We start from the raw sequence: 25,429 nt of genomic DNA, 5'->3' as shown, positions 1-25,429 counted from the left end.
CCCGTCCGGCCCGGGAGGTACGGTCAGACCCGGGCCCGGCGGTCCACCCACCGCCACAGGAACTCCAGGACCGCGCAGGCGATCACCGCGACGCCCACCGCCGTCCACGGCATGGTGACCCCGACCAGCTTCAGCGCGAAGAAACTCTGCAGGGCGGGCACCGCCAGGACGAACAGGAAGGCCACGCCCATCGCGGCGACCAGGGCCACCCGCCACCAGGTGTAGGGGCGGGCGATGATCGCCAGCACCCACATCGAGATCAGGAACAGCGTGAGGGTCGCCGCGCTGGTCTGCGCGGGCAGCGCGTCCGGGCCGGTGTAGTAGTGCCGGGCGAGCAGGTACGTAGCGAAGGTCGCGAGACCGGCGACCACCCCGCCGGGGATCGAGTAGCGCATCACCCGCCGTACGAAGTGGGGCTGGGCCCGTTCGTGGTTGGGGGCGAGCGCCAGGAAGAAGGCCGGGACGCCGATGGTCAGGGTGGACAGCAGGGTCAGGTGCCGGGGCAGGAAGGGGTACTCGACCTGCCAGCACACCACCAGCAGCGCCAGCAGGACCGAGTAGACGGTCTTCACCAGGAACAGCGTGGCCACCCGGGTGATGTTGCCGATGACCCGGCGGCCCTCGGCGACCACCGACGGCAGCGTGGCGAAGCTGTTGTCGAGCAGCACGATCTGGGCGACCGCGCGGGTCGCCTCGGAGCCGGAGCCCATCGCGACGCCGATGTCGGCGTCCTTGAGGGCGAGGACGTCGTTCACGCCGTCGCCGGTCATCGCCACCGTGTGCCCGTGGAACTGGAGCGCGCCGACCATGTCCCGTTTCTGCTGCGGGGTGACCCGGCCGAAGACGGTCGCCCGGTCGAGCGCGTCGGCCATCTCGGTCCGCTCGGCGGGCAGCCGGCGCGCGTCCACCGTCGCCCCGCTGAGCCCGATCTTGGCGGCGACCGCCCCGACCGACACCGCGTTGTCGCCGGAGATGACCTTGGCGCGGACGTTCTGGTCGGCGAAGTAGCGCAGGGTGTCGGCGGCGTCGGGCCGCAGCCGCTGCTCCAGGACGACCAGGGCGGCGGCGTGGGCGCCCTTGGCGACGTCGGTGTCGTCCAGGTCCCGCACCGCGCGGGCCAGCAGCAGGACCCTCAGGCCCTGCTCGTTGAGCCGTTCGGTCTCGGCCAGCGCCGGGTCGCCGTCGGTGAGCAGCACGTCCGGGGCGCCGAGCAGCCAGGTGCTGTTCTCGCCGCCGCCCTCGCTGAAGGAGGCCCCGCTGTACTTGCGGGCGGAGGAGAAGGGCAGCGACTCCACGCAGCGCCAGTCCTCGCTGTCCGGGTAGGCGTCGATGATCGCCTGGAGGGAGGCATTGGGCCGGGGATCCGATTCGCCGAGCGCGCCGAGCACCTTGCGTACGTACGTCTCGTCGCTGTCGCCGAGCGGGCGCAGCTCGGTGACGTCCATGCCGCCCTCGGTGAGCGTGCCGGTCTTGTCGAGGCAGACGGTGTCGATGCGGGCGAGGCCCTCGATGGCGGGCAGCTCCTGGACGAGGCACTGCTTGCGGCCGAGCCGGATCACGCCGATCGCGAAGGCGACGGAGGTGAGCAGGACCAGGCCCTCCGGGACCATCGGGACGATGCCGCCGACGGTGCGGGCGACGGCGTCCTTCAGGTTGTTGTTCTTGACGACGAGCTGGGTGATCACCAGGCCGACGGCGGCCGGGACCATCATCCAGGTGACGTACTTGAGGATGGTCGAGATGCCGCTGCGCAGCTCGGAGTGGACGAGGGTGAAGCGGGAGGCCTCCTCGGCGAGCTGGGCGGCGTACGCCTCGCGGCCGACCTTGGTGGCGACGAAGGCGCCGCCGCCGGCGACGACGAAGCTGCCGGACCTGACCGGGTCGCCGGGGTGTTTGACGACGGGGTCGGCCTCGCCGGTCAGCAGGGACTCGTCGACCTCCAGCCCGTCGGCCTCGGCGCACCTGCCGTCGACGACGACCTTGTCCCCGGGGCCGATCTCGATGAGGTCGTCGAGGACGATCTCGGAGGTGCTGATCTCGACGGCGGCGCCGTCGCGGCGGACGGTCGGGCGGGTCTCGCCGATGACCGCGAGCGAGTCGAGGGTCTGCTTGGCACGCCATTCCTGGATGATGCCGATGCCGGTGTTGGCCAGGATCACGAAGCCGAAGAGGCCGTCCTGGATCGGGGCGACGAACAGCATGATCAGCCACAGGACGCCGATGATCGCGTTGAAGCGGGTGAAGACGTTCGCGCGGACGATCTCGGCCAGGGAACGGCTGGAACGGACCGGTACGTCGTTGACCTGGCCGCGCTCGACCCGCTCGGCGACTGCGGCACTGGTCAGACCGGTCGAGGGGGTCGACGGGACGGGTACCGGGTGCACCGGGTCGAGTTCGGCGCCCGCGTCGATGTGCGTCATGCAATCGACGGTACGTGCGGTTTTGCGGCTTCACCCGCCGGGGGGCCGGAAGATCCGACCTGAGGAGGACCCGGGGTCGTGCGGTGGTAGGAGCACCGGGTGCCGGGGATCCACGAGCCGGCGGACACTCGCCCGGCCGATCCCGCGGTCGGCCTCCAGGACCGGCGGGATCGGCGCAGCGGCGTTCATCGTGTCCCCCTCCCGCTCCCCGTTCAGCCCATCGACTTGGCGCCGTCCAGGCCCTCGCGGATGATGTCGGCGTGCCCGGCGTGCTGCGCGGTCTCGGCGATGAGGTGCAGCAGCACCTGGCGGGCCGACCAGCGGACGCCGGGCTCGAACCACGGGGCGTTCGGCAGCGGCTGGGTCGCGTCCAGGTCGGGCAGGAGGGCGATCAGCTCGTCGGTCCGGTCGGCCACCGCCGCGTACTCGGCCAGCACGCCGGCCAGCGTCTCGCCGGGCAGCAGCCGGAACTCGTCGGCCCGCGCGGCGAAGTCGGCCTCGGTCATGGCGGAGAAGTCGGGCATGGCCGACGGGCCGTCCAGGATGAAGTTCACCCAGCTCCGCTCCACCGCGGTGACGTGTTTGATCAGGCCGCCCAGGCACAGCGCGCTGACGGTGCTCCGCCGTCCGGCCTGCTCGTCGGTGAGGTCGCGGGTGGTGAAGCGCAGGAAGTGCCGGTGCTTGTTCAGCGTCCGCAGCAGGTCGGCGCGCTCGCCGGTGAGGCTCGCCGACTCGCTCGGGTTCAGGGTCTCGGTCATGGTCTTCCGCCTTCGGTTGGTCCCGTGTTCCTCGGTCGACAACGACGGTAGGGGCCACAGCGGACAGTTTCTGTCCTGAATCCAGGGGAGAATCGGAGGCATGGCGAACACCAGCACCCGGACGCTGCGACTGCTGTCCCTCTTGCAGACCCACCGCTACTGGCCGGGCGCCGAACTGGCCGACCGGCTCGCCGTCTCGGTCCGCACGCTGCGCCGGGACATCGACCGGCTGCGCGAGCTGGGCTACCCGGTGGAGGCGCAGCGCGGCGTCGACGGCGGCTACCAGCTCGCCGCGGGCGCCGCGCTGCCGCCACTGGTGATCGACGACGACGAGGCGGTCGCCCTGGCCCTCGGGTTGCACACCGCCGCGGAGGGCGCGGTCGAGGGCATCGCCGAGTCCTCGGTCCGGGTGCTGGCCAAGGTGGTGCAGGTGATGCCCACCCGGCTGCGTCGCCGGGTCGAGGCGCTGCGCGCGATGACCGTACCGGCCGGCTGGGGCACCCCGGCCCCGACGGGCGTCGACCCGGGCGTGCTCACCACACTCGCGCTGACCTGCCGGGACAGCGAACAACTGCGCTTCGTCTACACGCCCGCCGACGGCCGCCGCACCGACCGGCACGTCGAGCCGCACCGCCTGGTCCGCCTGGAGCGCCGCTGGTATCTGGTCGCGTACGACCTCACCCGGCAGGACTGGCGCAGCTTCCGGGTCGACCGGCTCACGGTGCCGCAGGGCACCGGCGCTCCGTTCCGCCCGCGCACCCTGCCCGCCGCCGACGCCGCGGAGTTCGTCCGCGCGGGGATCGGCAACCTGCCGCGCCCGTACCGGGTGGCGGCCCTGGTGGATGCCCCGGCCGCGACCGTACGGGAACGGATCGGGCGGTGGGCCACGGTCGAGGAGGTGGACGCCGAACACTGCCGGGTCCGCATGACCACCGACTCGCTGGACTGGCCGGCCCTGGCCCTGGGCGCTCTCGGCACCGAGTTCCGGGTGCTCGAACCGGCCGAACTGGTCGACCGGCTCCGCGACTGGGCGGCCCGGTTCGACCGGGCGGTGCGGGCTGACAGCCAACCGCGGGGCTGATCCGGCCTCGGCGCGGCGGTACGGTCGTCGGCGCTGAAGCCGGGACTCCGGGGCCGTGTCGATCGGACCGGTTCGCGGGGTCGGCCCCGGGGATGGGCCCGGACCCGCCATCCGTGGCCGGACCCGCCATCCGTGGCCGGACCCGCCATCCGTGGCCGGACCCGTCATCCGCGGCCGGACTCGGTCATCCGTGGGCCGCTCCCTGACTCACTCCCTGGGGTCGCCCCCTGGGTCACTCCGTAGGGGCCGCCTCGGCCGTCTGCCCCGCCCCCCGCTTGATCGCCGCGTCCCGCCTGCGGACGTACCAGACGCCGATCAGGCCGAGGCCGCCGCCGGTCAGGCAGGTCCACAGCCACCAGGTGTGGCCGTGGTCGGCGAACCAGCCGTAGAAGGGGAGCTGGACGAGGAAGAGGACGAACCAGATGATCGTGCCGCCGGTGATGGTGGCGACCACGGGGCCTTCCAGGGGCTCCGGTGCCTCGTGCTTGGGGGTTCCCGAATCGAGAGCGGCCATGCGCACAGCTTACGAGCAGCCCGCGGGGGACTCCGCCGTGGCCTGCCGCATTCCGCCGTGGCCTGTCGCCACACGGGTCTACGCGCGAGGATAGCGATCTAGAACCTCATACGTTCATACTGAACCCGTTTGTCTCCGGCCGTATCTTTTCGTAGGAAACTCCAACGTGGTGGGGGGAGTCCGTTGGTGAAGAGGTCTCGTATGTCCACCTCGGCAGCTGCCAAGGTCCCGGCCCCGGAAGGGCCGGGCGGGGCGCCGGTCCTCGGCGCCCTCGACCGGTACTTCAAGATCTCCGAGCGCGGCAGCAGCCTGGCGCGCGAGGTCCGTGGCGGCTTCGCCACGTTCTTCGCCATGGCGTACATCATCGTGCTGAACCCGATCATCCTCGGCAGCGCGAAGGACATGTACGGGCATCACCTCGATCACGGCCAGCTGGTGACGGCGACCGCGGTGACCGCCGCCTTCACCACCCTGCTGATGGGCGTGATCGGCAACGTGCCGATCGCCCTCGCCGCCGGCCTCGGCGTGAACTCCGTCGTCGCGCTCCAGCTCGCGCCCCGGATGTCCTGGCCGGACGCCATGGGCATGGTCGTCCTCGCCGGATTCGTCGTCATGCTGCTCGTCGCCACCGGCCTGCGCGAACGCGTGATGAACGCGGTGCCCTACGGCCTGCGCAAGGCCATCTCCATCGGCATCGGCCTGTTCATCATGCTGATCGGGCTCGTCGACTCCGGCTTCGTCAGCCGCATCCCGGACGTCGCGCAGACCACCGTCCCGCTCCAGCTCGGCGGGGACGGGCACCTCAACGGCTGGCCGGTGCTGGTCTTCGTGCTCGGCTCGCTGCTCACCCTGGCGCTGATCGTGCGCAAGGTGTCCGGCGCGATCCTCATCTCCATCGTCTCGATGACCGTGCTCGCGCTGATCATCAACGCCGTCGCCAAGGTGCCCTCCTGGGGCCTGACCACCCCGAAGTGGCCGGGCAACCCGGTCTCCACCCCGGACTTCGGGCTCCTCGGCAAGGTCAGTCTGTTCGGCGGGTTCGGCAAGGTCGGCGTCCTGACCGGCGTCCTCTTCGTCTTCACCGTCCTGCTGTCCTGCTTCTTCGACGCCATGGGCACGATCATGGGCGTCGGCGACGAGGCGAAGCTGACCGACGCCCAGGGTCAGCTGCCCGGCATCAACAAGGTCCTCTTCGTGGACGGCATCGCCGTGGCCGCCGGCGGGGCCAGCTCCTCCTCGGCCACCACCTGCTTCGTCGAGTCCACGGCGGGGGTCGGCGAGGGGGCGCGCACCGGCTTCGCCAACGTCGTCACCGGCGCGCTGTTCGCGCTGGCCCTGTTCCTGACGCCGGTCGCCACGATGGTGCCGTCCCAGGCGGCCACGCCCGCGCTGCTCGCGGTCGGCTTCCTGATCCTGTCGGGCTCGGTCAAGGAGATCGACTGGGCCGATCACACCATCGCGATCCCGGCCTTCGTCACCATGCTGATGATGCCGTTCACGTACTCGATCACCAACGGCATCGGCATGGGCTTCCTCACCTTCGTGGTGCTGCGCCTGGCGGCCGGCCGCGGCCGGGAGATCCCCGTACCGATGTACGTCGTCTCGGTGGTCTTCGCCTTCTACTACCTGATGCCGGCGCTCGGCCTGACCTGAGCCGGCCGCGGGCGCTCCCGGCTCGGGCGGGTCGGGCCCGGGCGGTCGGGTCTCGGGCGGGTCGGGCCGGATGCCGGCCCGTTTTCGGACAGTCCGGTCCCGGGCGGTCCGGGCTCAGGTGACCCCGTAGAACTTCTCCGTCTCCTCGACGGCGGTCTGGAACCGTTCGTCGAAGTCGTCCCGGATGAGCGTCCGAATCACATAGTCCTGGACGCTCATTCCCCTCCTGGCGGCATGGTGACGGAGCCGTTCCAGCAGGTCGTGGTCTATCCGCAGGCTGAGCACGCTGGTCCCCATGCAGTCGAGGGTCGCTGCAGCCGTGCGCGTGGTGTGTCACGTTCCGCATCCACATCACCCATATGAGTGATCTCCTGGATTAGTGGCCGGAGTCACGGGCATCCTGTGCACGGGCATTGGTCTTTAGTCAGAGTAATGAGTTACTCTAAGGAACATGCCGGACCTTACCCATGGCGACGACGCTGCCGCCGTGAACTCCCTCCGCTCCGCCGTGATGCGGCTGTCCCGTCGGCTCAAGCACCAGCGGGTCGACGAGTCGCTGAGCCCGACCGAGATGTCGGTGCTCGGCACCCTGTCCGTCTGCGGCAAGGCGACCCCGGGCGAACTCGCCCGCAAGGAACATGTCCAGCCGCCCTCGATGACCCGCATCGTGGCCCTGCTGGAGGCCAAGGGGCTGGTCCGGCTTGAGCCGCACCCCGAGGACCGGCGCCAGAAGGTCGTCACCAGAACCGAACAGGCCGAAGCGATGCTGGAGGAAAGCCGCCGCAAGCGCAACGCCTTCCTGGCCGGACTGGTCGACGGACTCGACGACGACGAGTGGGCGAAAGTCCGCGCCGCCGCCCCCGTACTGGAGAAGCTCGCCAATCTGTAATCGCGTGCCGCGCACCCGCGTGACGCTCGTCGTAAGGAGGGGACACCTTTGAGTTCGGGACCCGGAGCAGCTTCCGCCCCCGCACCTACCACTTCCACCGCCGGCGGCGCCGCCCGCCGGTCCTCGATGTTCAGTTCCCTGGGAATCAGGAACTACCGCTTCTTCTTCGCCGGCCAGGTCATATCCAACACCGGCACCTGGATGCAGCGCATCGCCCAGGACTGGCTGGTGCTCAGCATCACCGGCTCCTCGACCGCCGTCGGCGTCACCACGGCCCTCCAGTTCCTGCCGATGCTGCTGTTCGGTCTCTACGGCGGGGTCCTCGTCGACCGCCTGCCCAAGCGGCCCGTCCTCCTCGTCACCCAGACCTGGATGGGCCTCGCCGGTCTCGTCCTCGCCGCGCTGACCCTCTCCGGCCACGTCCAGGTGTGGCACGTCTACGTCGCCGCCTTCGCCACCGGCCTCGCCACGGTCGTCGACAACCCGGCCCGCCAGTCCTTCGTCTCCGAGATGGTCGGCCCGGACCAGTTGCAGAACGCGGTCAGCCTGAACTCCGCGAACTTCCAGTCGGCCCGGCTGATCGGCCCCGCCGTCGCGGGTGTCCTCATCACCGGAGTCGGCACCGGCTGGGCGTTCCTCTTCAACGGACTGTCCTTCGTCGCCCCCGTCTCCGGACTGCTGCTGATGCGCGGCCGTGAACTGCACGTCGCCCGGCGGACCCCGCGGGGCAAGGGCCAGCTGCGGGAGGGCCTGCGCCATGTCGCCGGACGCCCCGAGCTGATCTGGCCGATCGTCCTGGTCGGCTTCATCGGCACCTTCGGCTTCAACTTCCCGGTCTGGCTCTCGGCCTACGCGGACGACGTCTTCCACGCCGGTGCCGGCGGCTACAGCCTCCTCAACACGCTGATGGCGGTCGGCTCGGTGGCCGGCGCGCTGCTCGCCGCCCGCCGTGGCACGTCCCGGCTGCGGCTGCTGATCGCCGCCGCGGTGGCCTTCGGCGCCCTGGAGACGGTGGCCGCGCTCGCCCCGTCGTACTGGCTGTTCGCGCTGCTCATGGTCCCGATCGGGATCTTCGGCATGACCACCAACGTCACCGCGAACACCTCGGTCCAGATGGCCAGCGACCCGGCGATGCGCGGCCGGGTGATGGCCCTGTTCATGATGGTCTTCATGGGCGGTACGCCGCTGGGCGCCCCGATCGTCGGCTGGATCACCGACGCCTACGGACCGCGGATCGGCTTCCTCTTCGGCGGCGTCGTCTCGACGCTGTCGGCCGCCGCCATCGGACTGGTGCTGGTCCGGATGGGCGGGCTGCGCCTGTCGATGGGCTGGAACCACGGCCATCCGCACGTGCGGTTCGTCCGCCCCGAGCCGGAGCCCGAGCCGGAACTGTCACCGGCGGGGTGACCTCCCGCCGGGGACGGGCCGACTCGTACCCGCTCATGTCTTTCGAGGTCCCCTGCCGCCCGCCCCGCTCATGTCCTTGGAGGTCGTGCCTCGCCGCCCGCCGCTGTCACCCTGCGGGCCAGCACCTGTCCCGGCCAGGCCGCCTCGGTCTGCCCCGGCCAGGCGTCCCGGCCGACCGTGAAGGACTCGGTCGGGGTGAAGCCGTGGCGCTCGTAGTAGGCGACCAGCTTGCGGTCACCGCCCGCGTAGCAGTCCACCCGGAGCAGCGACACCCCGCTGCGTCGAGTCTCCGCCGCCGCGTGCGCCAGCAGGGCGGACCCGACGCCGAGGCCCTGGAAACGGCGGTCGGAGGCCAGGATGTGGATGTAGCGCTCGGGTTCGTCCGCGGGCCGGACGTACGGCCCGGGCCCGTCGGTGAGGGTGAGCGTGGCCGCCGGGACCCCCGCGTACTCCGCGATGTACGGAGCGCCCTCGGCGACGTACCGTTCGACCATCGCCACCGACCGGGGATCTGCCGACCAGGGGGTCCGCCCCCACTGCGCGGTGCGGCCCCGGGCGGCCAGCCAGGCCACGCCGCTGTCGAACATGCCGAGGATCAGCGGGACGTCGGCGGGCAGTCCGGCCCTGATCGTGATCTTCTCGCTCTGTTCCATGGCCGCCATGATGCTCCCGCCCGCCCGCCCGCCCGCCCGTCTGGGAGGGTGAGGCCATGAGACTCTTCGCCGCCGTGCTGCCCCCTCCGGACGTCGTCGGTGAACTGGCCGTCGAGGCCGACGGGCTGCGCGGACTGCCCGGCGCGGACGGACTGCGCTGGACCGGCCGCCCCGGCTGGCACCTCACCCTCGCCTTCTACGGCGAGGTCGACGACACGCTCGTACCGGACCTCTCGGCCCGCCTGGCGCGCGCGGCCCACCGCGGCGCCCCCTTCCCGCTCGCCCTCGCGGGCGGCGGGCAGTTCGGCGGCGGCCGGGCCCTGTGGACCGGGGTCCGGGGCGACCTGGCGGCGCTGCGCCTGCTGGCCGAGCGGGCGGAGGCCGCGGCGCGCAGGGCGGGCGTGCCGATGGAGGAGCACCGGCGCTACCGGGCCCATCTGACGCTGGCCCGCGCCCGGGACCGGGCGGGCGCGGACGTCCAGCCGTACCTGGACTCGCTCGCCGCCTTCACCAGTCGCACCTGGACGGTGGCCGACCTCGTCCTGGTCCGCAGCAACCTGCCGAGGTCCGGCGTCGCCGGTGAGCAGCCCCGCTACGAGACGGTCGCCCGCTGGGCGCTCGGCGGGGCCGGTTAATCTCGACTGCGTGGACCCGAAAACCCGGAACCGGATCATGGCCGTTGCGCTCGTGCTGATGTTCGTGGTGGTGGCGCTGACGGCGGCCCTCGGCAGGTAGCCCGCCACCGCGACGCGGCCGGGCACCGCGACGCGGCCGTGCACCGGGAACGGCCCGCCGGCGCGACGCGGCCCGCCGGCGCGAACGGCCGGCCACCGCCCACGCGGCCGGCCACCGCGACGCGGCCCGCGACGTACTGTCCTGCGGCCTGCCCTACGGCTCGGCGCCGGGACCCGTCACCAGGCGAACGCCTCCGGGGACGGACCCGGACCGGGGAAGATCTCTTCGAGCCCGTCCAGCAGTTCCCGGGACAGCTCAAGCTCCAGGGCGCGCAGGGCCGACTCCAACTGCTCCATGGTGCGCGGGCCGACGATCGGGCCGGTCACGCCGGGCCGGGTGAGCAGCCAGGCGAGCGCCGCCTCGCCCGGTTCGACGCCGTGCTTGTCGAGCAGGTCCTCGTACGCCTGGATCTGCGCGCGTTGGGCCGTGTTGGCGAGGACGTCCGCGGTGCGCCCGGTGGCTCGTCTGCCGCCCTCGGTCTCCTTCTTGATCACACCGCCGAGCAGTCCGCCCTGGAGCGGCGACCACGGGATGACGCCCAGGCCGTATTCCTGGGCGGCCGGGATGACCTCCATCTCGGCGCGTCGCTCGGCGAGGTTGTACAGGCACTGCTCGCTGACCAGCCCGATGGTCCCGCCGCGCCGCTCGGCGATCTCGTTGGCCTGGGCGATCTTGTAACCGGGGAAGTTGCTGGACCCGGCGTAGAGGATCTTGCCCTGCTGGACGAGGACGTCGATCGCCTGCCAGATCTCCTCGAAGGGAGTGTTCCGGTCGATGTGGTGGAACTGGTAGAGGTCGATGTAGTCGGTCCGGAGCCGCTTCAGACTGGCCTCCACCGCCCGCCGGATGTTCACCGCGGAGAGCTTGTCGTGGTTGGGCCAGGCCGGGTCTTCCGCGGCCATGTTGCCGTTCACCTTGGTGGCGAGCACCACTTTGTCGCGCCGCTCTGCGCCCTTCGCGAACCAGTTGCCGATGATCTCCTCGGTGCGGCCCTTGTTCGGGCCCCATCCGTAGACGTTCGCGGTGTCGATGAAGTTGATGCCCGCGTCCAGCGCCGCGTCCATGATCGCGTGACTGTCGGCTTCATTGGTGAGCGGGCCGAAGTTCATGGTGCCGAGGACGAGTCGGCTGACCTTGAGTCCAGTGCGTCCGAGCTGCGTGTACTCCATGGCATCCAAGCCAACGACTTCGAGTGCGCTCAATGCAAGCACGTGGAAGTGGATGTGCCGCGGTGTCAGGGGCGATGGCGCTGGTCGCGGGGGAATTCGTCCGTGGCGAGGGTGAGACCGAGGGGCGTGGCGGTCATGTCCACGTCCGTTCCGAAGGAGACGGTCAGCTCACTGACGTACTCGCCGTCCTTGGGCTGCGTGTACAGGTGGCACTTGCCCTGGTACGGGTCGGCGATCAGGTACACGGGAACTTCGGCGACGGCGTACGCGGCCTTCTTGGGGCCGTAGTCGTTGTGGGCCGTGCCCTTCGAGATGACCTCGGCCACGAACTCGACGTCACCGCAGCGCCACAGGCCCCCGGGCGTCTGCTCCGCCGCCTCCGCGACCAGCGTGACATCGGAGGCGAAGCCGTTGAGGTGGCCCGGATAGTCGATGCGGACGTCCGACTTCACGCGCATGCGGGGGTACTTGGCGCGTAGCTGCTCGATGATGTCCAGGATGATCTCCCAGTGCGTGTCCCGCTGCGGCGACATGAAGACCGCGCCCTCGACGATCTCGACCTTGTAGCCCTCGGGGGTGGTCCGCTCAAGCGACTCGAACATGCCGTCCAGAGTCAGTCCGCAGTTTTCCTCGGCCATCTCGATCCTGTCTTCAAGGACGGTCATCGTGGCGGTCCTCCCCGGCCGCCCCACGAGCGGGGCTGCCGCGCGGAACAACGATACGTACGGTGATCCGGACACGGAGGGAACCGCACCTGACCGGCGGGTGGCCGTGGGAATCCGGTGGTCGGCGTCCGTGAATGTGAACGCGGAGCGAATTGCGGGTCTTTTGTGAAGATCCGGGGTGGGTGAGTTTACGTTCCTGTGGTCGCCGTCAGGTCATCGTGCGAAGAATCTGTCGGGATCCATTCACCGGCCACGCAGATTTTTGTCGCAAGTGCTGCATACGGGCTGGGCAGCCCCATTTTCCGGCGCGTGAGTAACCGTGTGGATGCCCTGGAGAGCTGAACCCAAGGGGCAGTTGACCCGTTGTGAGGCCAGTGGTGTCTAATCAATTTCGCTGCGATGGGCGTGTTCTCGCAGGGCGGCGTGAGACGTTCCGGACCCATTGACGCGCCAGCACGAAGGGGAAAATTTCTTGCATAAAAGGAAATCGCGAAAGAAGCTGCTCGCAGCCGTTGTCGCGGTGGCTGCGGCCGGGTTCGCCCTGCCCGCCATAGCCCAGGCATCCGGCCCCGACGATTCGGGCGATTCCGGCCAACAAGCCGATTACGCCGATGCCGCGTCGACATTCCACGTCCCCGAGTCGGTCCTGCTCGGCGTCGCCTATGCGCAGTCCCAGTGGGACCAGCACGAGGGGCAGTACAACACCTCCGGTGGATACGGGCCCATGAGCCTCACCGACGTGACCCCCAAGATGCTGGCGGGCGGCGGGGCGGGCCAGGCCGGTCGCGCCGGGCTCAGCGAAGCCGCCTCGAACCCGTCCATGCACACCCTGACGAAGGCGGCGAAGCTCCTCGACGTCGCGCCCGAGAAGCTCCGGAAGGACTCCCGGACGAACATCCTCGGCGGCGCGGCGCTGCTCGCCTCGTACCAGAAGGAGTTGACCGGCGAGACGTCCTCGGACCCGGCCGCCTGGTACGGCGCGGTCGCCCGCTACAGCGGCTCCTCGGACCAGGCGGTGGCCGGTGCGTTCGCCGACCGGGTGTTCGCGCAGATGAAGAAGGGCGCCAAGCGGACGACCGCGGAGGGCGACAAGGTCAACCTGGACTCCGACCCGTCGCTGAAGACCAGTTCCGGCCAGCTGCAAGGGCTGAAACTGAACGCCACGTCGACCACCCCGCAGGCCGAGTGCCCGTCCGACCTGCCGTGCACGTTCCTGCCGGCCGACGCGTCGAACTACCAGGCGGCCGACCGCCCCTCCGACGGCCTGGACATCAAGTACATCGTCATCCACGACACGGAGTCGTCCTACGACTCCGCCGTCAGCGCCTTCCAGAAGGCGGGCAACGGCGATGCGGCGAACTACATCATGGCCGCCGACGGCAGGGTCACCCAGATGGTGCCCAACCAGGGCGTCCCCCTGCACGCGGGCAACTTCTGGTTCAACATGCACTCCCTCGGCATCGAGCACGAGGGCTTCGCCGCCCACGGCGCCACCTGGTACACCCAGAGCGTGTACCAGGACACGGCCAACCTGGTGAAGTACCTCGCCGACAAGTACGACATCCCGCTGGACCGCGAGCACATCGTCGGCCACGACAACGTGCCCGGCCCGCTGGACGACTACGTCGCCGGCGTGCACTGGGACCCGGGTCCGTACTGGAACTGGAACTCCTTCATGGCCATGCTCGACGCCCCGGTCGACGACACCCCGCACGGGGTCGGCCAGGTCGGCTCCGCCGTGACGATCAACCCCGAGTTCGACACCAACAAGCAGACCACCAAGGTCTGCCCGTACGACGACCCGACCGGTGCGATCACCGAGTGCACCGATCAGACCGAGCCGTCGAACTTCCTGTACGTACGCACCGGGCCGAGCACGGACGCGCCGGTGTTCACCGACCCCGGCCTGCACAAGGGCGACGCCAAGGGCACGAACGAGATCAGCGACTGGGGCAGCACCGTCTCCCAGGGCCAGCAGTTCGTGGTCGCGGACGTCAACGGCGACTGGACGGCCATCTGGTACGCCGGTGCGAAGGTGTGGTTCTACAACCCGGGCGGCGTCAACACCTCTCCCGCCACCGGCGTGAAGGTGGTCAGCGCGGCGGGTGACGCCCCGGTCGACGTGTACGGCTCCGGCTACCCGAAGCCGTCCGAGTACCCGGCGGACCTGAAGCCCTCCACCGTGGCCCCGCTGAGCGCGTACTCGATCCCCGCGGGCCAGGCGTACGTCGCCACCCGGAAGCCGGTCTCCACGGACGACTTCTTCAAGGCCGGCGACACCGTGGTCAAGGGTGCCGGAAAGCTCTACACGATCCAGTACAACCACCGCGTGGCGCTGGTCGACGCCGCGGACGTCACCGCCCACCGGGTCCGGGTGCACCCGCGGCCCGCGACGCCGCAGAACTGACAGCCGTAGATCCTGCAGCCGTAGATCCTGCAGCCGTAGAACCGGCAGTCGTCGGTTCGACCCCGCCGACCCCGTCCCGGTGCCGCCACACCGGGGCGGGGTCTCGCCGTGTCCACCGCGGCCGGGGCCCGGGCTCATGCCCCCGCGTACCGCTCACCCACCCCCCACCCCAGCCACATCGCCTCCGCGAACGCCGACGCGATCTTGTGCTCGCCGTCGGGACTCGGGTGGGTGCCGTCGTAGGTGTCGCAGTGGATGTCGAACGTCGGCGGCGGCTCGGCCAGCAGCAGGGGGGAGCCGGGTCGGTCGAGGTCGGCGACCGTCTTCGCGAGCAGGACGTTGAAGTGGGCCACCTGGTCCGCGAAGAGGTCGTCCGCCTGCGCGCGGATGTTGGGGACGACCGGCAGCAGCACCATCCGGATGCGCGGGTCGGCCTCGCGTGCCGCGGTGATGAAGGCGCGGGCGTTGCGGTCCGTCTGCTCGGCGTCCGTGTAGAAGCCGAGGTCGATCAGGCCGAGCGACACCAGGAGTATGTCCGGCCGCCCCTCCCGTATCGCCTCGCCGATCAGCGGGGCCAGGTGCACAAAGCCCTCGCCCCAGCCGGCCAGGTGGCCGCGGGGGAAACCGGGGTCGGCGTAGGCGAGGGAGACCGGTGCGTCCGCGGCCTTGTCGTAGAGCGTCTCGCGCGGGCCGACCAGGGTGAACGGGCCGCCGTAGGTCGCGCACAGGTGGCGCCAGAGCCGGTAGCGCCATGTGTGTTCGCCCGCACTTCCGATCGTGGTGGAATCACCGACGGGCATGAGCCTGAGCATCCGATCATGATGGTCGATCACGGTGCCCGACGGGGTGTGAGGCCCACCACGCCGGGCCGTCCCCGGGGCGGGATGGCAGGCTTGGGGCATGCGTCTCTCGTTGGCCCTCATCGCCGGGGCTCTGCTCACGGGTGCCCTCGTGGCACCGCCCGCCGCCGCGGCCGACGGCGACCACGGGTTCACCATCAAGGACCCGCGGATCACCGAGTCCAGCGGCCTCGCCGCCTCCCGCCTCCACCCGGGCATCTACTGGACGCACAACGACAGCGACGACGGGCCGTACATCTACGCCGTGGACAGCGCCACCGGGAAGACCGTCGCCACGGTGAGCCTCAGCGGCATCGGCTCCCCGCGCGACGTCGAGGCGATCTCCATCGGACCCGGCAACCAGATCTACGTCGGTGACATCGGCGACAACCTCGACGGCAAGTGGCCGCACGTCTGGATCTACCGGCTGCCCGAGCCCAAGGAGCTGAAGGACCAGACGATCCGCGCCACGCAGTACGTGGTGACGTACTCGGACGGCGCCCGCAACGCCGAGTCGCTGGCCGTGCACCCCAAGACGGGGCGCGTCTACATCATCGACAAGAAGGAGGACGGCGGGCACCTCTACGAGGGCCCCGCGCAGCTGTCGCCGTCCGGCACCAACGTCTTCAAGCCGGTCGCACCCGTCGACCTGTGGGCGACGGACGCCGCGTTCTCGCCGGACGGCTCGCAACTCGCGGTGCGCGGCTACCTCGGCGGCATCCTGTACGACTGGAAGGACGGCGGCATCAAGCGCCGGCAGCGGCTCGACGTGCCGTTGCAGCGGCAGGGCGAGTCCGTGACCTACTCCGCCGACGGCACCAAGCTCCTGTACGGCACCGAGGGCGAGCAGAGCGAGGTGACGGTGCAGGACGCGCCCGCACCGGCCGGGGGCGGATCCGCCTCGCCCTCCAGCACCGGCGACTCCTCGTCCGGCAGTACGGGCGCGGGCCTGAGCACGAGTTCCGGCCTGAAGACCGCCGCCGTGATCGCACTGGTCGTGGCGGCGCTGCTGTGGTTTCGGCGGTTGCGGCGGCGGGACTGACCCGGTCGGGCGCGGCGGCCCGCGCCTGCCGCCCCGCCGCGCACCCAACTGATACATGACAGAGGCGTATTGAAGCGGTACCCGATGCCTGACAGCCACGGCATGGAGACGGGGTCCCACCACATTGGCCCCGTACGCCATCGAAGGCGAACGACTCATCCCATGGAGGGTCTTCTCCCATGCCACCCCCTGTCATGCTGCGCCGCGGCACCCTGCTTGCGTCGACGGTGCTGCTCAGCGGACTGCTGCTCCCGTCGGCGTCCGCCGTCCCGAAGGACGCGCCGGCGTCCTCGAAGGGCGCCGGAGCACTGGACTGGCGTCCTTGCACAACCGTCGCCAAGGACTGGCCCATTCCGGACGACCGTACGGAGTGCGCACAACTGACTGTCCCCCTGGACTACTCCACACCACAGGGACGCAAGATCAACGTCGCGGTCAGCCGGCTCAAGGCCGGCAAGCCGGGGTCGAACACCATTCCCCTGGTGTACGGCACGGGCGGACCGGGCCTGCTCAAGGTCTCGGCACCGGCCGGCGTGCTGGAGACCGGCCTGAGCCCGCTCGCCGTCGACCACGACATCGTCAGCATGGACGACCGGGGCGCCAGCTACAGCGACAAGATCGAGTGCGATCCGGGAGAGTCCCCGGACGCACCGCCCACGGCCGGCCCGCGGGAGCGCATCAAGGCGGAGTTCGACGCGCAGTCCGAGTTCAACCAGCGGTGCGTGGCGAAGGACCCCGAGTTCGTGCGCCAGCTCACCCCCGCGAACGCCGCCCGGGACCTCGACTCCTTCCGGCAGGCACTCGGCGCCCCGAAGATCGACTACTACGGTGTGTCGTTCAGCACCGCCGTCGGCATCGCCTACCGGTCGCTCTTCGACGACCGGGTCAGCCACATGTGGCTGGACTCGGTGTTGCCGCCGGTGTTCGACCACTCCGCCATGGACGCGGCAATCGAGGCGGTCGGGTCGCCCTACGGCAGCTTCGCCCAGTGGCTGGCCCGGCACGATGTGGAATACCACCTGGGCACGGACCCCGCCGCCCTCACGCGGAAACTGGCCGATCTCCGCGACGAACTGGACCGCAAGCCCCGGGTCGTCGGCGACGAGGTGATGAACGGCGACTGGGTGGTCGGCCTCGCCTCCAGCACTCCCAGTGGCTGGGTGACGTCGGCGATCGACCTGGTGACCGTGCTGGAGGGCGGACTGCCCGAAGCCCTGCCGAAGACCACGGGGGATGCGAAGCGGCGCCCCTTCGGCTACGAGACTCCGCATGGTGGCATGAACGGCCTGCAGTACAACGCGATGCTGTGCAACGGCGCCACCAGTCCCACCGACTTCTCCGGACTGTGGGGTGCCCTGCAGGCGCGTCGCACCGCGGATCCCCTCAAGGGTTCCTACTTCAGCCCGTGGTGTGCCGACTGGCCCCTGAAGGTTCCCCCCACCCCGGTGAAACGGGGAACCAGCCCGCTCCAGCTGTCCGGCCACACCTATGAGACTGTCACGCCCTTCAACGAGGCCCAGGAAACCCAGAAGGCGATCGGCGGCGGGTTGCTGACCGTCCAGGACGACGTGCACTCCTCCCTTTCCCATCTTCCCTGTGTGTCGAAGGTCCTGGAGTTCTTCCGGAACGGCAGGACGACCAACGGCACCTGCCCCGGCGTGCAATGAGCGCCCCCGTACGACAAGGAGCCACCATGCAACGTCGCTTCAAGATCGGCGCCCCGCTCGGCGCGGCACTTTTCGGTCTCCTGCTGCTCGCACCGACCGGCTCCGCCGCGCCGTCCGGCCCCTTGGCCGCTTCCGCCGGGACCACGACGGTGACCGCGTCGGCACGGTCGACGAGTTCGGCCGCACAGAGTGACGAACCGGGCTTCACCGGCACGGCCGAGGTCAACGGCTGTTCGGGTGCGGTCGTCCGGATGCCCGCCTCACAGCCCGATGACCGGGCGATGGTGATGACCAACGGCCACTGCTACGAAGGGGCCTGGCCGGTGCCGGGCGAGGTCCTGGTGGACCAACCCTCCCACCGCCTGTTCAACGTGCTCGGCCGCACCGGTGACACCGCGGTGCAACTGCACGCGAGCAAGGCCCTCTACGTCACGATGACCGGCACGGACATGGCCCTCTACCAGGTCGAGACCACCTACCGGCAACTGGAACGGGACCACGGGGTCAAAGCGCTGACGGTCTCCGACCGGCGGCCGACCCGCGGCGCGGACCTCCGGGTCGTGTCGGCGAGCTGGAAGCAGGAGTTCAGCTGCAAGCTCGACCAGTTCGCCTACCGGGTCCTGGAGACGGGCAACTCCACCGAGGACGTCCTGCGGTACACGCCCGCATGCGACACCAGTTCCGGCACCTCGGGATCTCCCGTGATCTCCGGCGGCCAGATCGTGGGCATCAACAACACCAGCAACCACGACGGCGGCCAGTGCACGCTGGACAACCCCTGCGAGATGGCGCGGAACGGCACGATCAGCACGCACAAGGGAATCGGCTACGCCACACAGACGTACTGGCTGGCCACGTGCGTCGCCCCGGGGAACAAGCTGGACCTGGACCGCACCGGCTGCCTGCTGCCCCGCCCCGATCCCCGTCGCGGGCAGGCGGAGCAGCACTGAGAACACCGCGGGTCGCGCCCCCGCCGGCCCGGGGACTGCGCGCCGACGGGCACAGGGGACTACTCGCCCAGCGGGCACCGTAGTTCGGCTCTGGCTCGGTTCGGGCCGCAGGTGACCAGGGCCAGGGAAAGAAACGCGGGACGTTCGAGGTAGAAGCCGAGCGACACGTCACCGCCCGAGGCCAGCCGCTGAACGGCGGAGGCGACGAGGGCGGCGCGGTACGTGTCGTCGCGCTGGGCCTCGGCGGCGAAGCGGGACGCGTACTCGGCCAGCCGCTCACGCAGCCACCCGGCCGCTGCCGTGGGCTCCGGCCAGCTGCCCCGCACCAGAGAACCGGGTTTGACGAGCCAATAGGCCGTCTCCAGCGGCGGCAGGTCCGACCTGGGGAACTCCGCCACCACCTCGCGGTACCGCTGAATCAGCTCGGGTCTGCTCCCGGCCGGCGGCGGCTCGGGATGCGGCGGGCGGCGCAGCGCCTCCTGGTCGAAGCGGGCCTTCGGGCCGGTCCACAGGTAGCCGTGGTGGTGCACGGGGCGTCCAGTTCGGGGCGTCGGCGGATCGGGGAGTCGGCTGGTCCTGGCCTGCCGAGGGCACGCCAGGACCAGTTGGGGAGGGCGGAGTCGGCTCAGACGTGCAGGCCGAACCGCGCCAGGTCGATTCCGGCCGCGTCCAGTTCCGCCTGGGTGAACCTCAGGGGCTGGGCCTCGGGCCGCTTGCTGTCGCCGAGGGCCCAGATGCCCTCGCCGATCCGGGCCAGCGTCACGCACCCGTCGGTGCAGGGGCCGCCGCAAGCCTTCACGAACGAGGCCGTGCCGATGTCGAGCGCGTACAGGTCGGTTCCGTTCACCATCGCTGTGCCTTCCTGCTCTGCTGTCGCGGCCGTGGCCGACCGCCGCCGCCCGTGACAGGCGGGAGTCCATGAGGGGGAGTCGGGCGATCCGCCAGGTCTACGGCTGCCCGTGCACGCCCGAGGTGTGGTCCCGGATCTCGGTGGCGTGGCGGGCGGCCAGGGTGAGATCACCGGACTCCTTGCGGGGGAGCTGCCGCCAGTTCGCGGTACACACGTCGCAGCCGGGGGCGGGTACGCAGTCCAACAGCCATGCGTCGAAGCCGCGGGGGAGCTGTGCTGAGCGCTTGTGCTGCGGGTGCGTCTGCTGTGCGTTCGCCATGGGTGTCACGGTGTCTCCCGGGGGCTCGCCGAGTGGTTCGGCTTGGGGTGATGACCGTAGGCGGGGGGAAGTGCGCAAGGTGTGGAATATTCTCGATTATTCTTCTCCGGTCACTCTGGATGCATGAACTTTCACTCAGAGGTACCGACATGCTGGGGGCGCGAACTTCGTCAACATCCAGGGGTGGTCGTATATGGCACGCAGGTTGCGGTTCAACGGGACCGGGAGTGATGGCGGTGGATGCCCCTCCGTGCACGAGGACTTGGACAGCGGAGAGGTGATCGTGCATGGCCCTCCGCTCACGGACCCGGAGGACATCGCACAGCTTCACCACCGCTCGGAGGGAGAGATCGCGATCGTGGTCCCCAGGGACCTGCTCGTGGACTGGACTCCGAAGGAGCGGAGGCGGCAGGTGCGCACCATCGATCTGGACGAGTTCGGGAACTTGTTCACCAAGTTCGAGCACACCGCGTGGCGGTTGGAGACCCGTCGGCGGTACGCGAGTGATGAGGCCAGCGACCGCTGGGAGAGTTTCATCGAGACCGGGAAGGTCATCGAGGACTGGCAGGTGGGCGCTGCTACCAGGGCGTTCCGCGACACGATGCGTACGCAGACCGCGCAAGGGAAGCGGGTCGAGCGGGTACGCATCGTGGACCGTCCCGCCACCACCGGTCAGCGCTACCTCCTTGAGGGCGCCCGGTGGAACATCGCAAGCGGGGAAGACATCCGCAACATGTGGCGCACCGACGCGGACCAGCTCCGGCTCCCAGTCGAGGACTTCTGGCTGTTCGACAGCCGCCTCATCGCGCTCCTGCGGTTCGATGACGACGACCAGCTCACGCACGTGGACCTCATCACGGAGCCGGCAGAGGTGGTGCGCTGCGCCATGATCCGGGATGCTGCTTGGCATCACGCCGTACCGTGGAAGCAGTTCACGGCTGAGATGAGCGGTGACGCGTAGGAGCCAGATTGGGTACCGGTGAGCACGGACTACCAGAGAGCGCGTGAGGAACTGGGCCGAAGGCTCAGAGAACTACGTGTCGAGAGTCCTGATGGTCGGCTCACCGGTACCGACCTGGCCCAGCGTCTGGGGTGGCCGCAGTCGAAGGTCAGCAAGCTGGAGAACGGCAGGCAGACGCCGACGGACGACGACCTCCGGGCGTGGGCAGAGGCTGTGGGACAGCCCGTGGTTTTTTCGGAACTACGGGGTCGTCTCAAGGGGTTCGAGAGCCACATCCGGTCCTGGCGGCGCCAGTTGTCGAGAGGGCACGGCCCGGTCCAGGAAACCTGGAACTCCCTCGTTTCTGATACCCAGACCATGCACGCGTTGAGCAACGCCGCTATCAACGGGATGCTTCAGACGGCCGACTACGCTCGGCACGTCTTCGAGGGCCACTCTGCGTTGCTGAATTCCCCACGGGACACGGAAACCGCGGTGCGGACCCGTATGAAACGGCAGGAGTGGCTGTACCGTCCGGGCAAGCGGCTGAACCTGCTCATGCATGAGAGTGTGCTGCGGGCCCGGCTCTGCCCACCCGAAGTACTGGCGGCGCAACTGGACCGCCTGCTTGGCGTGGTGGGCATGGACACCGTGCACATGGGGATCCTGCCCTTGGACGCCAACCTGGATCTAATGTTGGGCAACTCCTTCTGCATGCTGGACGACCGCCTGGTCACCGTAGAGGACTGGCACGCCGAACTCTGGCTCGACGATGCCGAAACGATCGCTCTCTACCGTCGGGTCTGGGACACCCTCGCGGAGTCGGCCGTCTTCGGGGCCGACGCCCAGCAGGTGATCGCGCGCGTCCGCCGGAGCATCAAGGTCTGAGGACGTACGGCCGTACCACGTCGTCGTGGTCCTCCGGCCTCGCTGCCGATCGCGATGCCGACGTCGTCCCCGCCCCGGCCTCCCGGTGAACCAGACCGGGCGCCCTCCCGTTGAAGTCGTGAGCGACACGACCTCGCGACCCGTCCTCCTGGGTCGCGCGCCCTTCACGCACACCAACAAGGAGAAGAAATGGAACATTCCGATGAAGAAGAGAAGGTCTACCTGGAGCAGCACAAGGAGTTCCGTGGACAGCGGTAAAGGCGGTCAGGGGGAATTTGCCGAAGAAAATGGACTGGTACCGTCAACTTTCAACTATGGGGTAACCAACTCGAATAAACGTGGTGCGGGCCTCAAGGTCCGGAGTCGCTATAAGAGAATTTCGTCAGACGAGATCAGGCGAATTCTTGAGGCGTGGATGGCGGACTTGGAGGAGCGAACGTTGGCCGAGTTCGGTCGCGATCATTGCGATCCCGTCACTGGGCAGCCCGATCCCATCACTGAAAGGACCGTGCAGCGTTGGGCGAAGAATGCAAGTAAGTATGGTCTGTCGCAGCAGGCGGTGGATGATTGCCGGGAGAGGCGGGCCAGGGGTCACTCCGTCAAGTTATATACAGACGATGAGAAGAAGGAATATTTGGATAAGTTTTTTGGTCAAAGTGGCTCGCTGGAAGAATTTGCGCGAGCTGAACGCGTCCCGCGTGACACGCTCAAGTATTGGCTGAAAAAGCGGGCGGCGCAAGAGCGCGGGGCCCAGGATTCCCTGGATATTTTGCGTCAAGGGATCCTGGCCCCAGGGCCGGCTCAGTTTCCCGCTGCATCCGGTCATACCGATGCATCCCAGGCCGGTCCGTCCCAGGTGGCAGAGTGGGTCATTCCGCCTCCTCCGGTAGATTGGGGTTGGGATCAGTACGTCGATTACGGCGCATTGCAGGGACATTCGCAGCAGGATGGCGTCGCGGGGTTCGGTTTGGGCTCGTCGGGCGTGGCTGCCTACGCTGCCGGCTTCCCACAAAAGTTCCTACCGGATTCCTCATCCGCTGTCGGCTTCCCACAGGAGTTCCTACCGGATTCCTCATCCGCTCCGGCCCTCGACAGCGATGCGTACAACCAGTATTTGCTGTCCCTTACCGGTGACCCTGGGGTCGCGTCCCACTATCTGTCCACCGGATCCGGCCAGTCCCCGGACCATTCGTCTCGGTGGGGGAATTGGTCGACTAATCCGTCCGGACAGGGCGCGGGTCGCCCATTCGGTCGTTCGTGAGGTGTGGGGTGTCCGCCGTGACATGGTCGCCGGGCGGTTTTGGCCGGCGGCCCGGTGGCGGCGCTGTTCCGTTGGCAGTGGTTGACGGTCGCCGGAGCATCAGGGTCTGAGGATGTACGGCCGTACCACGTCGTCGTCGGTCGGCCAGGAAAGCGGCGGACGGGTACGGGCCGGCGCCTGCCAGCATTCTTCCTCGCGCGGGATTGGCAGATACCGGCCGGCCGCGCGGCTGCGTTTGGCCCAGCGGCGCCAGCGGGCGTCGTACGGGTTCGGCAGCTGCCAGACGTACGGGTCCGGGGTTCTGACCTCCTGTGCGAGGTCCACGAGATCGGCCGTGGGGCAATCGGTGCGTGGTCGGCCGAGGAGGCGGGCGAGCGCGTCATACATCCGCCGGAACATGGGCGCCTTCCAGCCTTTCCACGTCGGTGAACCGGGCCCACACGCACTTGGCGTGTGCCTCTTGCCGGTGGCCCCACTCCGCCGCCAGCCCGGCTACGAGCGCGAGCCCGCGTCCGCACTCCTCGTCCGGCCCGGAGTCGTGCTGCCGGGGGAGTAGATCCCGGTCCGGGTCCGAGACCTCCAGCATCAGCACCGGGCCATCGAGGGCGAGCGTGATTTCGACGTCCGTGCAGGAAGTGCGGCAGTGGGCCACGGCGTTGGTGAAGAGTTCGTTCGCGGAGAGGGTGACGGCGTCGGCGACGGCGCCGGTGATTCCCCAGTCCGCGAGGGTCTCGCGGATGCGGTGGCGGGCGGTGGGGACGTGCTCACTGCGGTTGGGGACGCGGAAGGTTTGGGTTTCGGGCATGGGGGTGCTGTACCTCCTGACTGACCGTCAAGATGCAGAATTGCAAGCTCCTTGCGCCCATGAGGCTAAGTTAGAAAGTGGGCGAATCACAATCGAATGAGGTGCATGCATGCTGTTGGATATATGTTCGATGACGGCATGCTCTACAGTTTCGTTGCGACTGAGAGGGGGCCGGAATGCCGGTGAGTGGACGACCGACCGTGCGCAGCAGGCGACTTGGATCTGCGCTCAAGACGTACCGACTGGCGGCGAAGCTGGACCAACTCCAGGCCGCCGAGGTGATCGCCGCCCATCAGACCAGGGTCAGTCGCATCGAGACCGGGCATGTGTCAGCTCGCCCGCTCGAAATCAGAGCGCTACTGGATGCGTACGAGGTGCATGACTCGGGAGTCCGGCAGAAGCTTGAGGATCTGGCACGTCAGTCGAAGCGACGGGGCTGGTGGCTGGAGCATGCCGCACACCTGCGGGCGGACTATCTCGACCACATCGCGCTGGAGGACGACGCGACCTATATCCGGGAGTGGCAGCCGGTCCTGGTCCCCGGGCTTCTGCAAACTCTGTCCTACGCTGAGGCGATCGCCAGGGGAAACCCTCACCACATCGCCCCGGAGCGGATCGCCCAGTTGGGAAAGGTACGCGAAAGTCGGCAGGCGAAGATCCAAGAGGGTGGGGCAACGTACTCCACCGTCCTTGGAGAATCAGTCATCGCCCACCCGTTGGTGGATGTCGAGATTCACCGCGAACAGCTTGCCGCGATTCTTGAGGTTGGCAGGCGGAAGAACGTCACGGTGCAGGTACTGCCGTTCAGTGCAGGTGTTCTTGGAGCTGTGACCTCGGACTTCTCCGCCTTCAGCTTTGATTCCGAGCCGGTGGTCGAGGCGGTGACCCTGGAGAACCTGAGAGGGACCTCGGTCCTCGAAGATCCCGAAGACCTCACTGCTTACGCCAATATGTACGACCTACTACGATCGTCGGCACTGGCACCGGAGCCGAGCGCGAAGCTCATCCGGAGCATTCTGCGGAGCTTGAAGGAAGACGCATCGTGACCGAGGTCGAAAGTCCCTTCCGTAAGTCGTCGTATTCCCAGCCGGAGAGTAACTGCGTGGAGGTCGCCGACACAACCGGCAACGGCCGAGCCATCCGCGACAGCAAGCACCAGCACGGTCCCCTCCTCACCGTCTCCCGCGAGACCTGGCAGGCGTTCATACGCCAGTTCGCGTAGGGATCAGGCACGACGCAGGGCGCCCGGCGGTACACCGCCGGGCGCGGCCGTCTGCCGGACACTCCCGTCAGCGCCCACGCGCCTTCTTGGACGGGGCCGGCGCTGCATACGTCTTGTCGGCGGCGGCTGGACCGGAATCCGTACGGGAAGCCCGGACCGAACTCATACCGCTCTGTTCCCTGAGCAAACTGGCTCGTATGAGGTCGGCGAGGTTGTAGCCGGGGCCGGTGCTGGGAGTGCGGGATTCCGCGTGCGCACTCCCATCGGGCTGCGCGCTCGGCAGTGTGGATCGTAT

General features: G+C 69.1%; 27 protein-coding genes. 14 read left to right on the top strand and 13 right to left on the bottom strand.

Translation table 11 applies throughout. From position 1 onward, the window contains the following. Positions 1–23: 23 nt before the first annotated feature. On the bottom strand, positions 24–2,420 hold the full coding sequence (locus ACFYPJ_RS17630; protein WP_389017322.1) for a cation-translocating P-type ATPase: 2,397 nt from the start codon (positions 2,418–2,420) through the stop codon (positions 24–26). A gap of 212 nt (positions 2,421–2,632) precedes the next feature. Then, positions 2,633–3,178, bottom strand: coding sequence for a DinB family protein (locus ACFYPJ_RS17625; RefSeq protein ID WP_389017320.1), 546 nt, complete (start codon positions 3,176–3,178; stop codon positions 2,633–2,635). Positions 3,179–3,278: 100 nt separating this feature from the next. Here ACFYPJ_RS17625 and ACFYPJ_RS17620 point away from each other — a divergent pair, with 100 nt between their 5' ends. Next, complete coding sequence (locus tag ACFYPJ_RS17620) at positions 3,279–4,259, top strand: helix-turn-helix transcriptional regulator (RefSeq protein ID WP_389017317.1); 981 nt, start codon at positions 3,279–3,281, stop codon at positions 4,257–4,259. A 232-nt stretch (positions 4,260–4,491) separates the two neighbouring features. On the opposite strand, the gene ACFYPJ_RS17615 is transcribed toward ACFYPJ_RS17620, so the two are convergent. After that, positions 4,492–4,773 (bottom strand): DUF2530 domain-containing protein, encoded by a 282-nt coding sequence (locus tag ACFYPJ_RS17615; RefSeq protein WP_389017314.1) that lies wholly within the window; start codon positions 4,771–4,773, stop codon positions 4,492–4,494. A gap of 201 nt (positions 4,774–4,974) precedes the next feature. On the opposite strand from ACFYPJ_RS17615, the gene ACFYPJ_RS17610 reads away from it, so the two are divergent. Then, the gene (locus ACFYPJ_RS17610) at positions 4,975–6,426 is read left to right on the top strand and encodes an NCS2 family permease (protein WP_389017311.1); all 1,452 of its coding nucleotides are present in this window, start codon (positions 4,975–4,977) and stop codon (positions 6,424–6,426) included. 114 nt (positions 6,427–6,540) lie between these two features. On the opposite strand, the gene ACFYPJ_RS17605 is transcribed toward ACFYPJ_RS17610, so the two are convergent. Further along, positions 6,541–6,723 (bottom strand): ribbon-helix-helix protein, CopG family, encoded by a 183-nt coding sequence (locus ACFYPJ_RS17605; RefSeq protein WP_376532558.1) that lies wholly within the window; start codon positions 6,721–6,723, stop codon positions 6,541–6,543. A 154-nt stretch (positions 6,724–6,877) separates the two neighbouring features. On the opposite strand from ACFYPJ_RS17605, the gene ACFYPJ_RS17600 reads away from it, so the two are divergent. Together ACFYPJ_RS17600 and ACFYPJ_RS17595 are read left to right on the top strand one after the other, a co-directional pair. After that, entirely contained in the window at positions 6,878–7,315 is a 438-nt protein-coding gene (locus ACFYPJ_RS17600) for a MarR family winged helix-turn-helix transcriptional regulator (RefSeq protein ID WP_389017307.1), read from the top strand. Positions 7,316–7,363: 48 nt separating this feature from the next. Continuing rightward, positions 7,364–8,722, top strand: coding sequence for an MFS transporter (locus tag ACFYPJ_RS17595; protein ID WP_389017304.1), 1,359 nt, complete (start codon positions 7,364–7,366; stop codon positions 8,720–8,722). A gap of 68 nt (positions 8,723–8,790) precedes the next feature. Here ACFYPJ_RS17595 and ACFYPJ_RS17590 read toward each other — a convergent pair whose 3' ends face one another. Further along, positions 8,791–9,375 (bottom strand): GNAT family N-acetyltransferase, encoded by a 585-nt coding sequence (locus ACFYPJ_RS17590; RefSeq protein ID WP_389017301.1) that lies wholly within the window; start codon positions 9,373–9,375, stop codon positions 8,791–8,793. Positions 9,376–9,431: 56 nt separating this feature from the next. On the opposite strand from ACFYPJ_RS17590, the gene thpR reads away from it, so the two are divergent. Then, entirely contained in the window at positions 9,432–10,010 is a 579-nt protein-coding gene (gene thpR, locus ACFYPJ_RS17585; RefSeq protein ID WP_389017298.1) for an RNA 2',3'-cyclic phosphodiesterase, read from the top strand. 276 nt (positions 10,011–10,286) lie between these two features. On the opposite strand, the gene ACFYPJ_RS17580 is transcribed toward thpR, so the two are convergent. Together ACFYPJ_RS17580 and ACFYPJ_RS17575 are read right to left on the bottom strand one after the other, a co-directional pair. Beyond that, entirely contained in the window at positions 10,287–11,279 is a 993-nt protein-coding gene (locus tag ACFYPJ_RS17580; RefSeq protein ID WP_389017295.1) for an aldo/keto reductase, read from the bottom strand. Positions 11,280–11,344: 65 nt separating this feature from the next. After that, positions 11,345–11,944 (bottom strand): Uma2 family endonuclease, encoded by a 600-nt coding sequence (locus tag ACFYPJ_RS17575; protein WP_389017292.1) that lies wholly within the window; start codon positions 11,942–11,944, stop codon positions 11,345–11,347. Positions 11,945–12,464: 520 nt separating this feature from the next. Between ACFYPJ_RS17575 and ACFYPJ_RS17570 the strand changes: the two genes are divergently transcribed. Continuing rightward, complete coding sequence (locus ACFYPJ_RS17570; protein ID WP_389017289.1) at positions 12,465–14,351, top strand: N-acetylmuramoyl-L-alanine amidase; 1,887 nt, start codon at positions 12,465–12,467, stop codon at positions 14,349–14,351. A 134-nt stretch (positions 14,352–14,485) separates the two neighbouring features. On the opposite strand, the gene ACFYPJ_RS17565 is transcribed toward ACFYPJ_RS17570, so the two are convergent. Further along, complete coding sequence (locus ACFYPJ_RS17565; protein ID WP_389017286.1) at positions 14,486–15,163, bottom strand: GDSL-type esterase/lipase family protein; 678 nt, start codon at positions 15,161–15,163, stop codon at positions 14,486–14,488. 88 nt (positions 15,164–15,251) lie between these two features. Between ACFYPJ_RS17565 and ACFYPJ_RS17560 the strand changes: the two genes are divergently transcribed. The 3 genes from ACFYPJ_RS17560 (at position 15,252) to ACFYPJ_RS17550 (ending at position 18,849) form a co-directional block, all read left to right on the top strand. Continuing rightward, the gene (locus tag ACFYPJ_RS17560; protein WP_389017283.1) at positions 15,252–16,232 is read left to right on the top strand and encodes a WD40 repeat domain-containing protein; all 981 of its coding nucleotides are present in this window, start codon (positions 15,252–15,254) and stop codon (positions 16,230–16,232) included. Positions 16,233–16,411: 179 nt separating this feature from the next. Next, positions 16,412–17,899 carry an alpha/beta fold hydrolase gene (locus tag ACFYPJ_RS17555; protein ID WP_389017280.1) on the top strand — a complete coding sequence of 496 codons (1,488 nt, stop codon included), beginning with the start codon at positions 16,412–16,414 and terminating at the stop codon, positions 17,897–17,899. Positions 17,900–17,925: 26 nt separating this feature from the next. Then, the gene (locus tag ACFYPJ_RS17550; RefSeq protein WP_389017278.1) at positions 17,926–18,849 is read left to right on the top strand and encodes a serine protease; all 924 of its coding nucleotides are present in this window, start codon (positions 17,926–17,928) and stop codon (positions 18,847–18,849) included. 59 nt (positions 18,850–18,908) lie between these two features. On the opposite strand, the gene ACFYPJ_RS17545 is transcribed toward ACFYPJ_RS17550, so the two are convergent. The 3 genes from ACFYPJ_RS17545 to ACFYPJ_RS17535 all read right to left on the bottom strand — a co-directional run bounded on the left by ACFYPJ_RS17545 (position 18,909) and on the right by ACFYPJ_RS17535 (position 20,018). After that, entirely contained in the window at positions 18,909–19,379 is a 471-nt protein-coding gene (locus ACFYPJ_RS17545) for a hypothetical protein (RefSeq protein ID WP_389017276.1), read from the bottom strand. A gap of 95 nt (positions 19,380–19,474) precedes the next feature. After that, positions 19,475–19,699, bottom strand: coding sequence for a DUF397 domain-containing protein (locus ACFYPJ_RS17540; protein WP_389017274.1), 225 nt, complete (start codon positions 19,697–19,699; stop codon positions 19,475–19,477). 97 nt (positions 19,700–19,796) lie between these two features. Continuing rightward, positions 19,797–20,018 (bottom strand): hypothetical protein, encoded by a 222-nt coding sequence (locus ACFYPJ_RS17535; RefSeq protein WP_389017271.1) that lies wholly within the window; start codon positions 20,016–20,018, stop codon positions 19,797–19,799. A gap of 193 nt (positions 20,019–20,211) precedes the next feature. Between ACFYPJ_RS17535 and ACFYPJ_RS17530 the strand changes: the two genes are divergently transcribed. The 3 genes from ACFYPJ_RS17530 (at position 20,212) to ACFYPJ_RS17520 (ending at position 23,107) form a co-directional block, all read left to right on the top strand. After that, entirely contained in the window at positions 20,212–20,979 is a 768-nt protein-coding gene (locus ACFYPJ_RS17530; RefSeq protein WP_389017268.1) for a DUF6879 family protein, read from the top strand. Between the two features lie 18 nt (positions 20,980–20,997). Further along, positions 20,998–21,846: a helix-turn-helix domain-containing protein gene (locus ACFYPJ_RS17525; protein WP_389017265.1), complete on the top strand. Its 849-nt coding sequence runs from the start codon at positions 20,998–21,000 to the stop codon at positions 21,844–21,846. Positions 21,847–21,964: 118 nt separating this feature from the next. Beyond that, positions 21,965–23,107: a hypothetical protein gene (locus ACFYPJ_RS17520; protein ID WP_389017262.1), complete on the top strand. Its 1,143-nt coding sequence runs from the start codon at positions 21,965–21,967 to the stop codon at positions 23,105–23,107. A 99-nt stretch (positions 23,108–23,206) separates the two neighbouring features. Here ACFYPJ_RS17520 and ACFYPJ_RS17515 read toward each other — a convergent pair whose 3' ends face one another. Both ACFYPJ_RS17515 and ACFYPJ_RS17510 read right to left on the bottom strand, forming a co-directional pair. Then, complete coding sequence (locus ACFYPJ_RS17515) at positions 23,207–23,494, bottom strand: hypothetical protein (protein ID WP_389017259.1); 288 nt, start codon at positions 23,492–23,494, stop codon at positions 23,207–23,209. Further along, entirely contained in the window at positions 23,487–23,912 is a 426-nt protein-coding gene (locus ACFYPJ_RS17510) for an ATP-binding protein (protein WP_389017256.1), read from the bottom strand. Before ACFYPJ_RS17510 ends, ACFYPJ_RS17515 begins: the two co-directional genes overlap by 8 nt. A gap of 176 nt (positions 23,913–24,088) precedes the next feature. Between ACFYPJ_RS17510 and ACFYPJ_RS17505 the strand changes: the two genes are divergently transcribed. After that, positions 24,089–24,958 (top strand): helix-turn-helix transcriptional regulator, encoded by an 870-nt coding sequence (locus tag ACFYPJ_RS17505; protein ID WP_389017253.1) that lies wholly within the window; start codon positions 24,089–24,091, stop codon positions 24,956–24,958. Then, on the top strand, positions 24,955–25,134 hold the full coding sequence (locus tag ACFYPJ_RS17500; RefSeq protein ID WP_389017250.1) for a DUF397 domain-containing protein: 180 nt from the start codon (positions 24,955–24,957) through the stop codon (positions 25,132–25,134). Before ACFYPJ_RS17505 ends, ACFYPJ_RS17500 begins: the two co-directional genes overlap by 4 nt. Positions 25,135–25,429 lie beyond the last annotated feature (295 nt).

It is taken from the genome of Streptomyces sp. NPDC006012, from assembly GCF_042871185.1.
In the GTDB taxonomy this organism is placed as follows: Bacteria; Actinomycetota; Actinomycetes; order Streptomycetales; family Streptomycetaceae; genus Streptomyces.
Note: the sequence above shows the minus strand (reverse complement) of the source record. Positions and strands in the feature narration are given on the sequence as shown.

Excerpts from the sequence above, each read along its gene's own strand:
- ACFYPJ_RS17630 (WP_389017322.1), bottom strand. The coding sequence starts at position 2,420 with ATGACGCACATCGACGCGGGCGCCGAACTCGACCCGGTGCACCCGGTA.
- ACFYPJ_RS17625 (WP_389017320.1), bottom strand. The coding sequence starts at position 3,178 with ATGACCGAGACCCTGAACCCGAGCGAGTCGGCGAGCCTCACCGGCGAG.
- ACFYPJ_RS17620 (WP_389017317.1), top strand. The coding sequence starts at position 3,279 with ATGGCGAACACCAGCACCCGGACGCTGCGACTGCTGTCCCTCTTGCAG.
- ACFYPJ_RS17615 (WP_389017314.1), bottom strand. The coding sequence starts at position 4,773 with ATGGCCGCTCTCGATTCGGGAACCCCCAAGCACGAGGCACCGGAGCCC.
- ACFYPJ_RS17610 (WP_389017311.1), top strand. The coding sequence starts at position 4,975 with ATGTCCACCTCGGCAGCTGCCAAGGTCCCGGCCCCGGAAGGGCCGGGC.
- ACFYPJ_RS17605 (WP_376532558.1), bottom strand. The coding sequence starts at position 6,723 with ATGGGGACCAGCGTGCTCAGCCTGCGGATAGACCACGACCTGCTGGAA.
- ACFYPJ_RS17600 (WP_389017307.1), top strand. The coding sequence starts at position 6,878 with ATGCCGGACCTTACCCATGGCGACGACGCTGCCGCCGTGAACTCCCTC.
- ACFYPJ_RS17590 (WP_389017301.1), bottom strand. The coding sequence starts at position 9,375 with ATGGAACAGAGCGAGAAGATCACGATCAGGGCCGGACTGCCCGCCGAC.
- thpR (WP_389017298.1), top strand. The coding sequence starts at position 9,432 with ATGAGACTCTTCGCCGCCGTGCTGCCCCCTCCGGACGTCGTCGGTGAA.
- ACFYPJ_RS17580 (WP_389017295.1), bottom strand. The coding sequence starts at position 11,279 with ATGGAGTACACGCAGCTCGGACGCACTGGACTCAAGGTCAGCCGACTC.
- ACFYPJ_RS17575 (WP_389017292.1), bottom strand. The coding sequence starts at position 11,944 with ATGACCGTCCTTGAAGACAGGATCGAGATGGCCGAGGAAAACTGCGGA.
- ACFYPJ_RS17565 (WP_389017286.1), bottom strand. The coding sequence starts at position 15,163 with ATGCTCAGGCTCATGCCCGTCGGTGATTCCACCACGATCGGAAGTGCG.
- ACFYPJ_RS17560 (WP_389017283.1), top strand. The coding sequence starts at position 15,252 with ATGCGTCTCTCGTTGGCCCTCATCGCCGGGGCTCTGCTCACGGGTGCC.
- ACFYPJ_RS17555 (WP_389017280.1), top strand. The coding sequence starts at position 16,412 with ATGCCACCCCCTGTCATGCTGCGCCGCGGCACCCTGCTTGCGTCGACG.
- ACFYPJ_RS17550 (WP_389017278.1), top strand. The coding sequence starts at position 17,926 with ATGCAACGTCGCTTCAAGATCGGCGCCCCGCTCGGCGCGGCACTTTTC.
- ACFYPJ_RS17540 (WP_389017274.1), bottom strand. The coding sequence starts at position 19,699 with ATGGTGAACGGAACCGACCTGTACGCGCTCGACATCGGCACGGCCTCG.
- ACFYPJ_RS17535 (WP_389017271.1), bottom strand. The coding sequence starts at position 20,018 with ATGGCGAACGCACAGCAGACGCACCCGCAGCACAAGCGCTCAGCACAG.
- ACFYPJ_RS17530 (WP_389017268.1), top strand. The coding sequence starts at position 20,212 with ATGGCACGCAGGTTGCGGTTCAACGGGACCGGGAGTGATGGCGGTGGA.
- ACFYPJ_RS17515 (WP_389017259.1), bottom strand. The coding sequence starts at position 23,494 with ATGTATGACGCGCTCGCCCGCCTCCTCGGCCGACCACGCACCGATTGC.
- ACFYPJ_RS17510 (WP_389017256.1), bottom strand. The coding sequence starts at position 23,912 with ATGCCCGAAACCCAAACCTTCCGCGTCCCCAACCGCAGTGAGCACGTC.
- ACFYPJ_RS17505 (WP_389017253.1), top strand. The coding sequence starts at position 24,089 with ATGCCGGTGAGTGGACGACCGACCGTGCGCAGCAGGCGACTTGGATCT.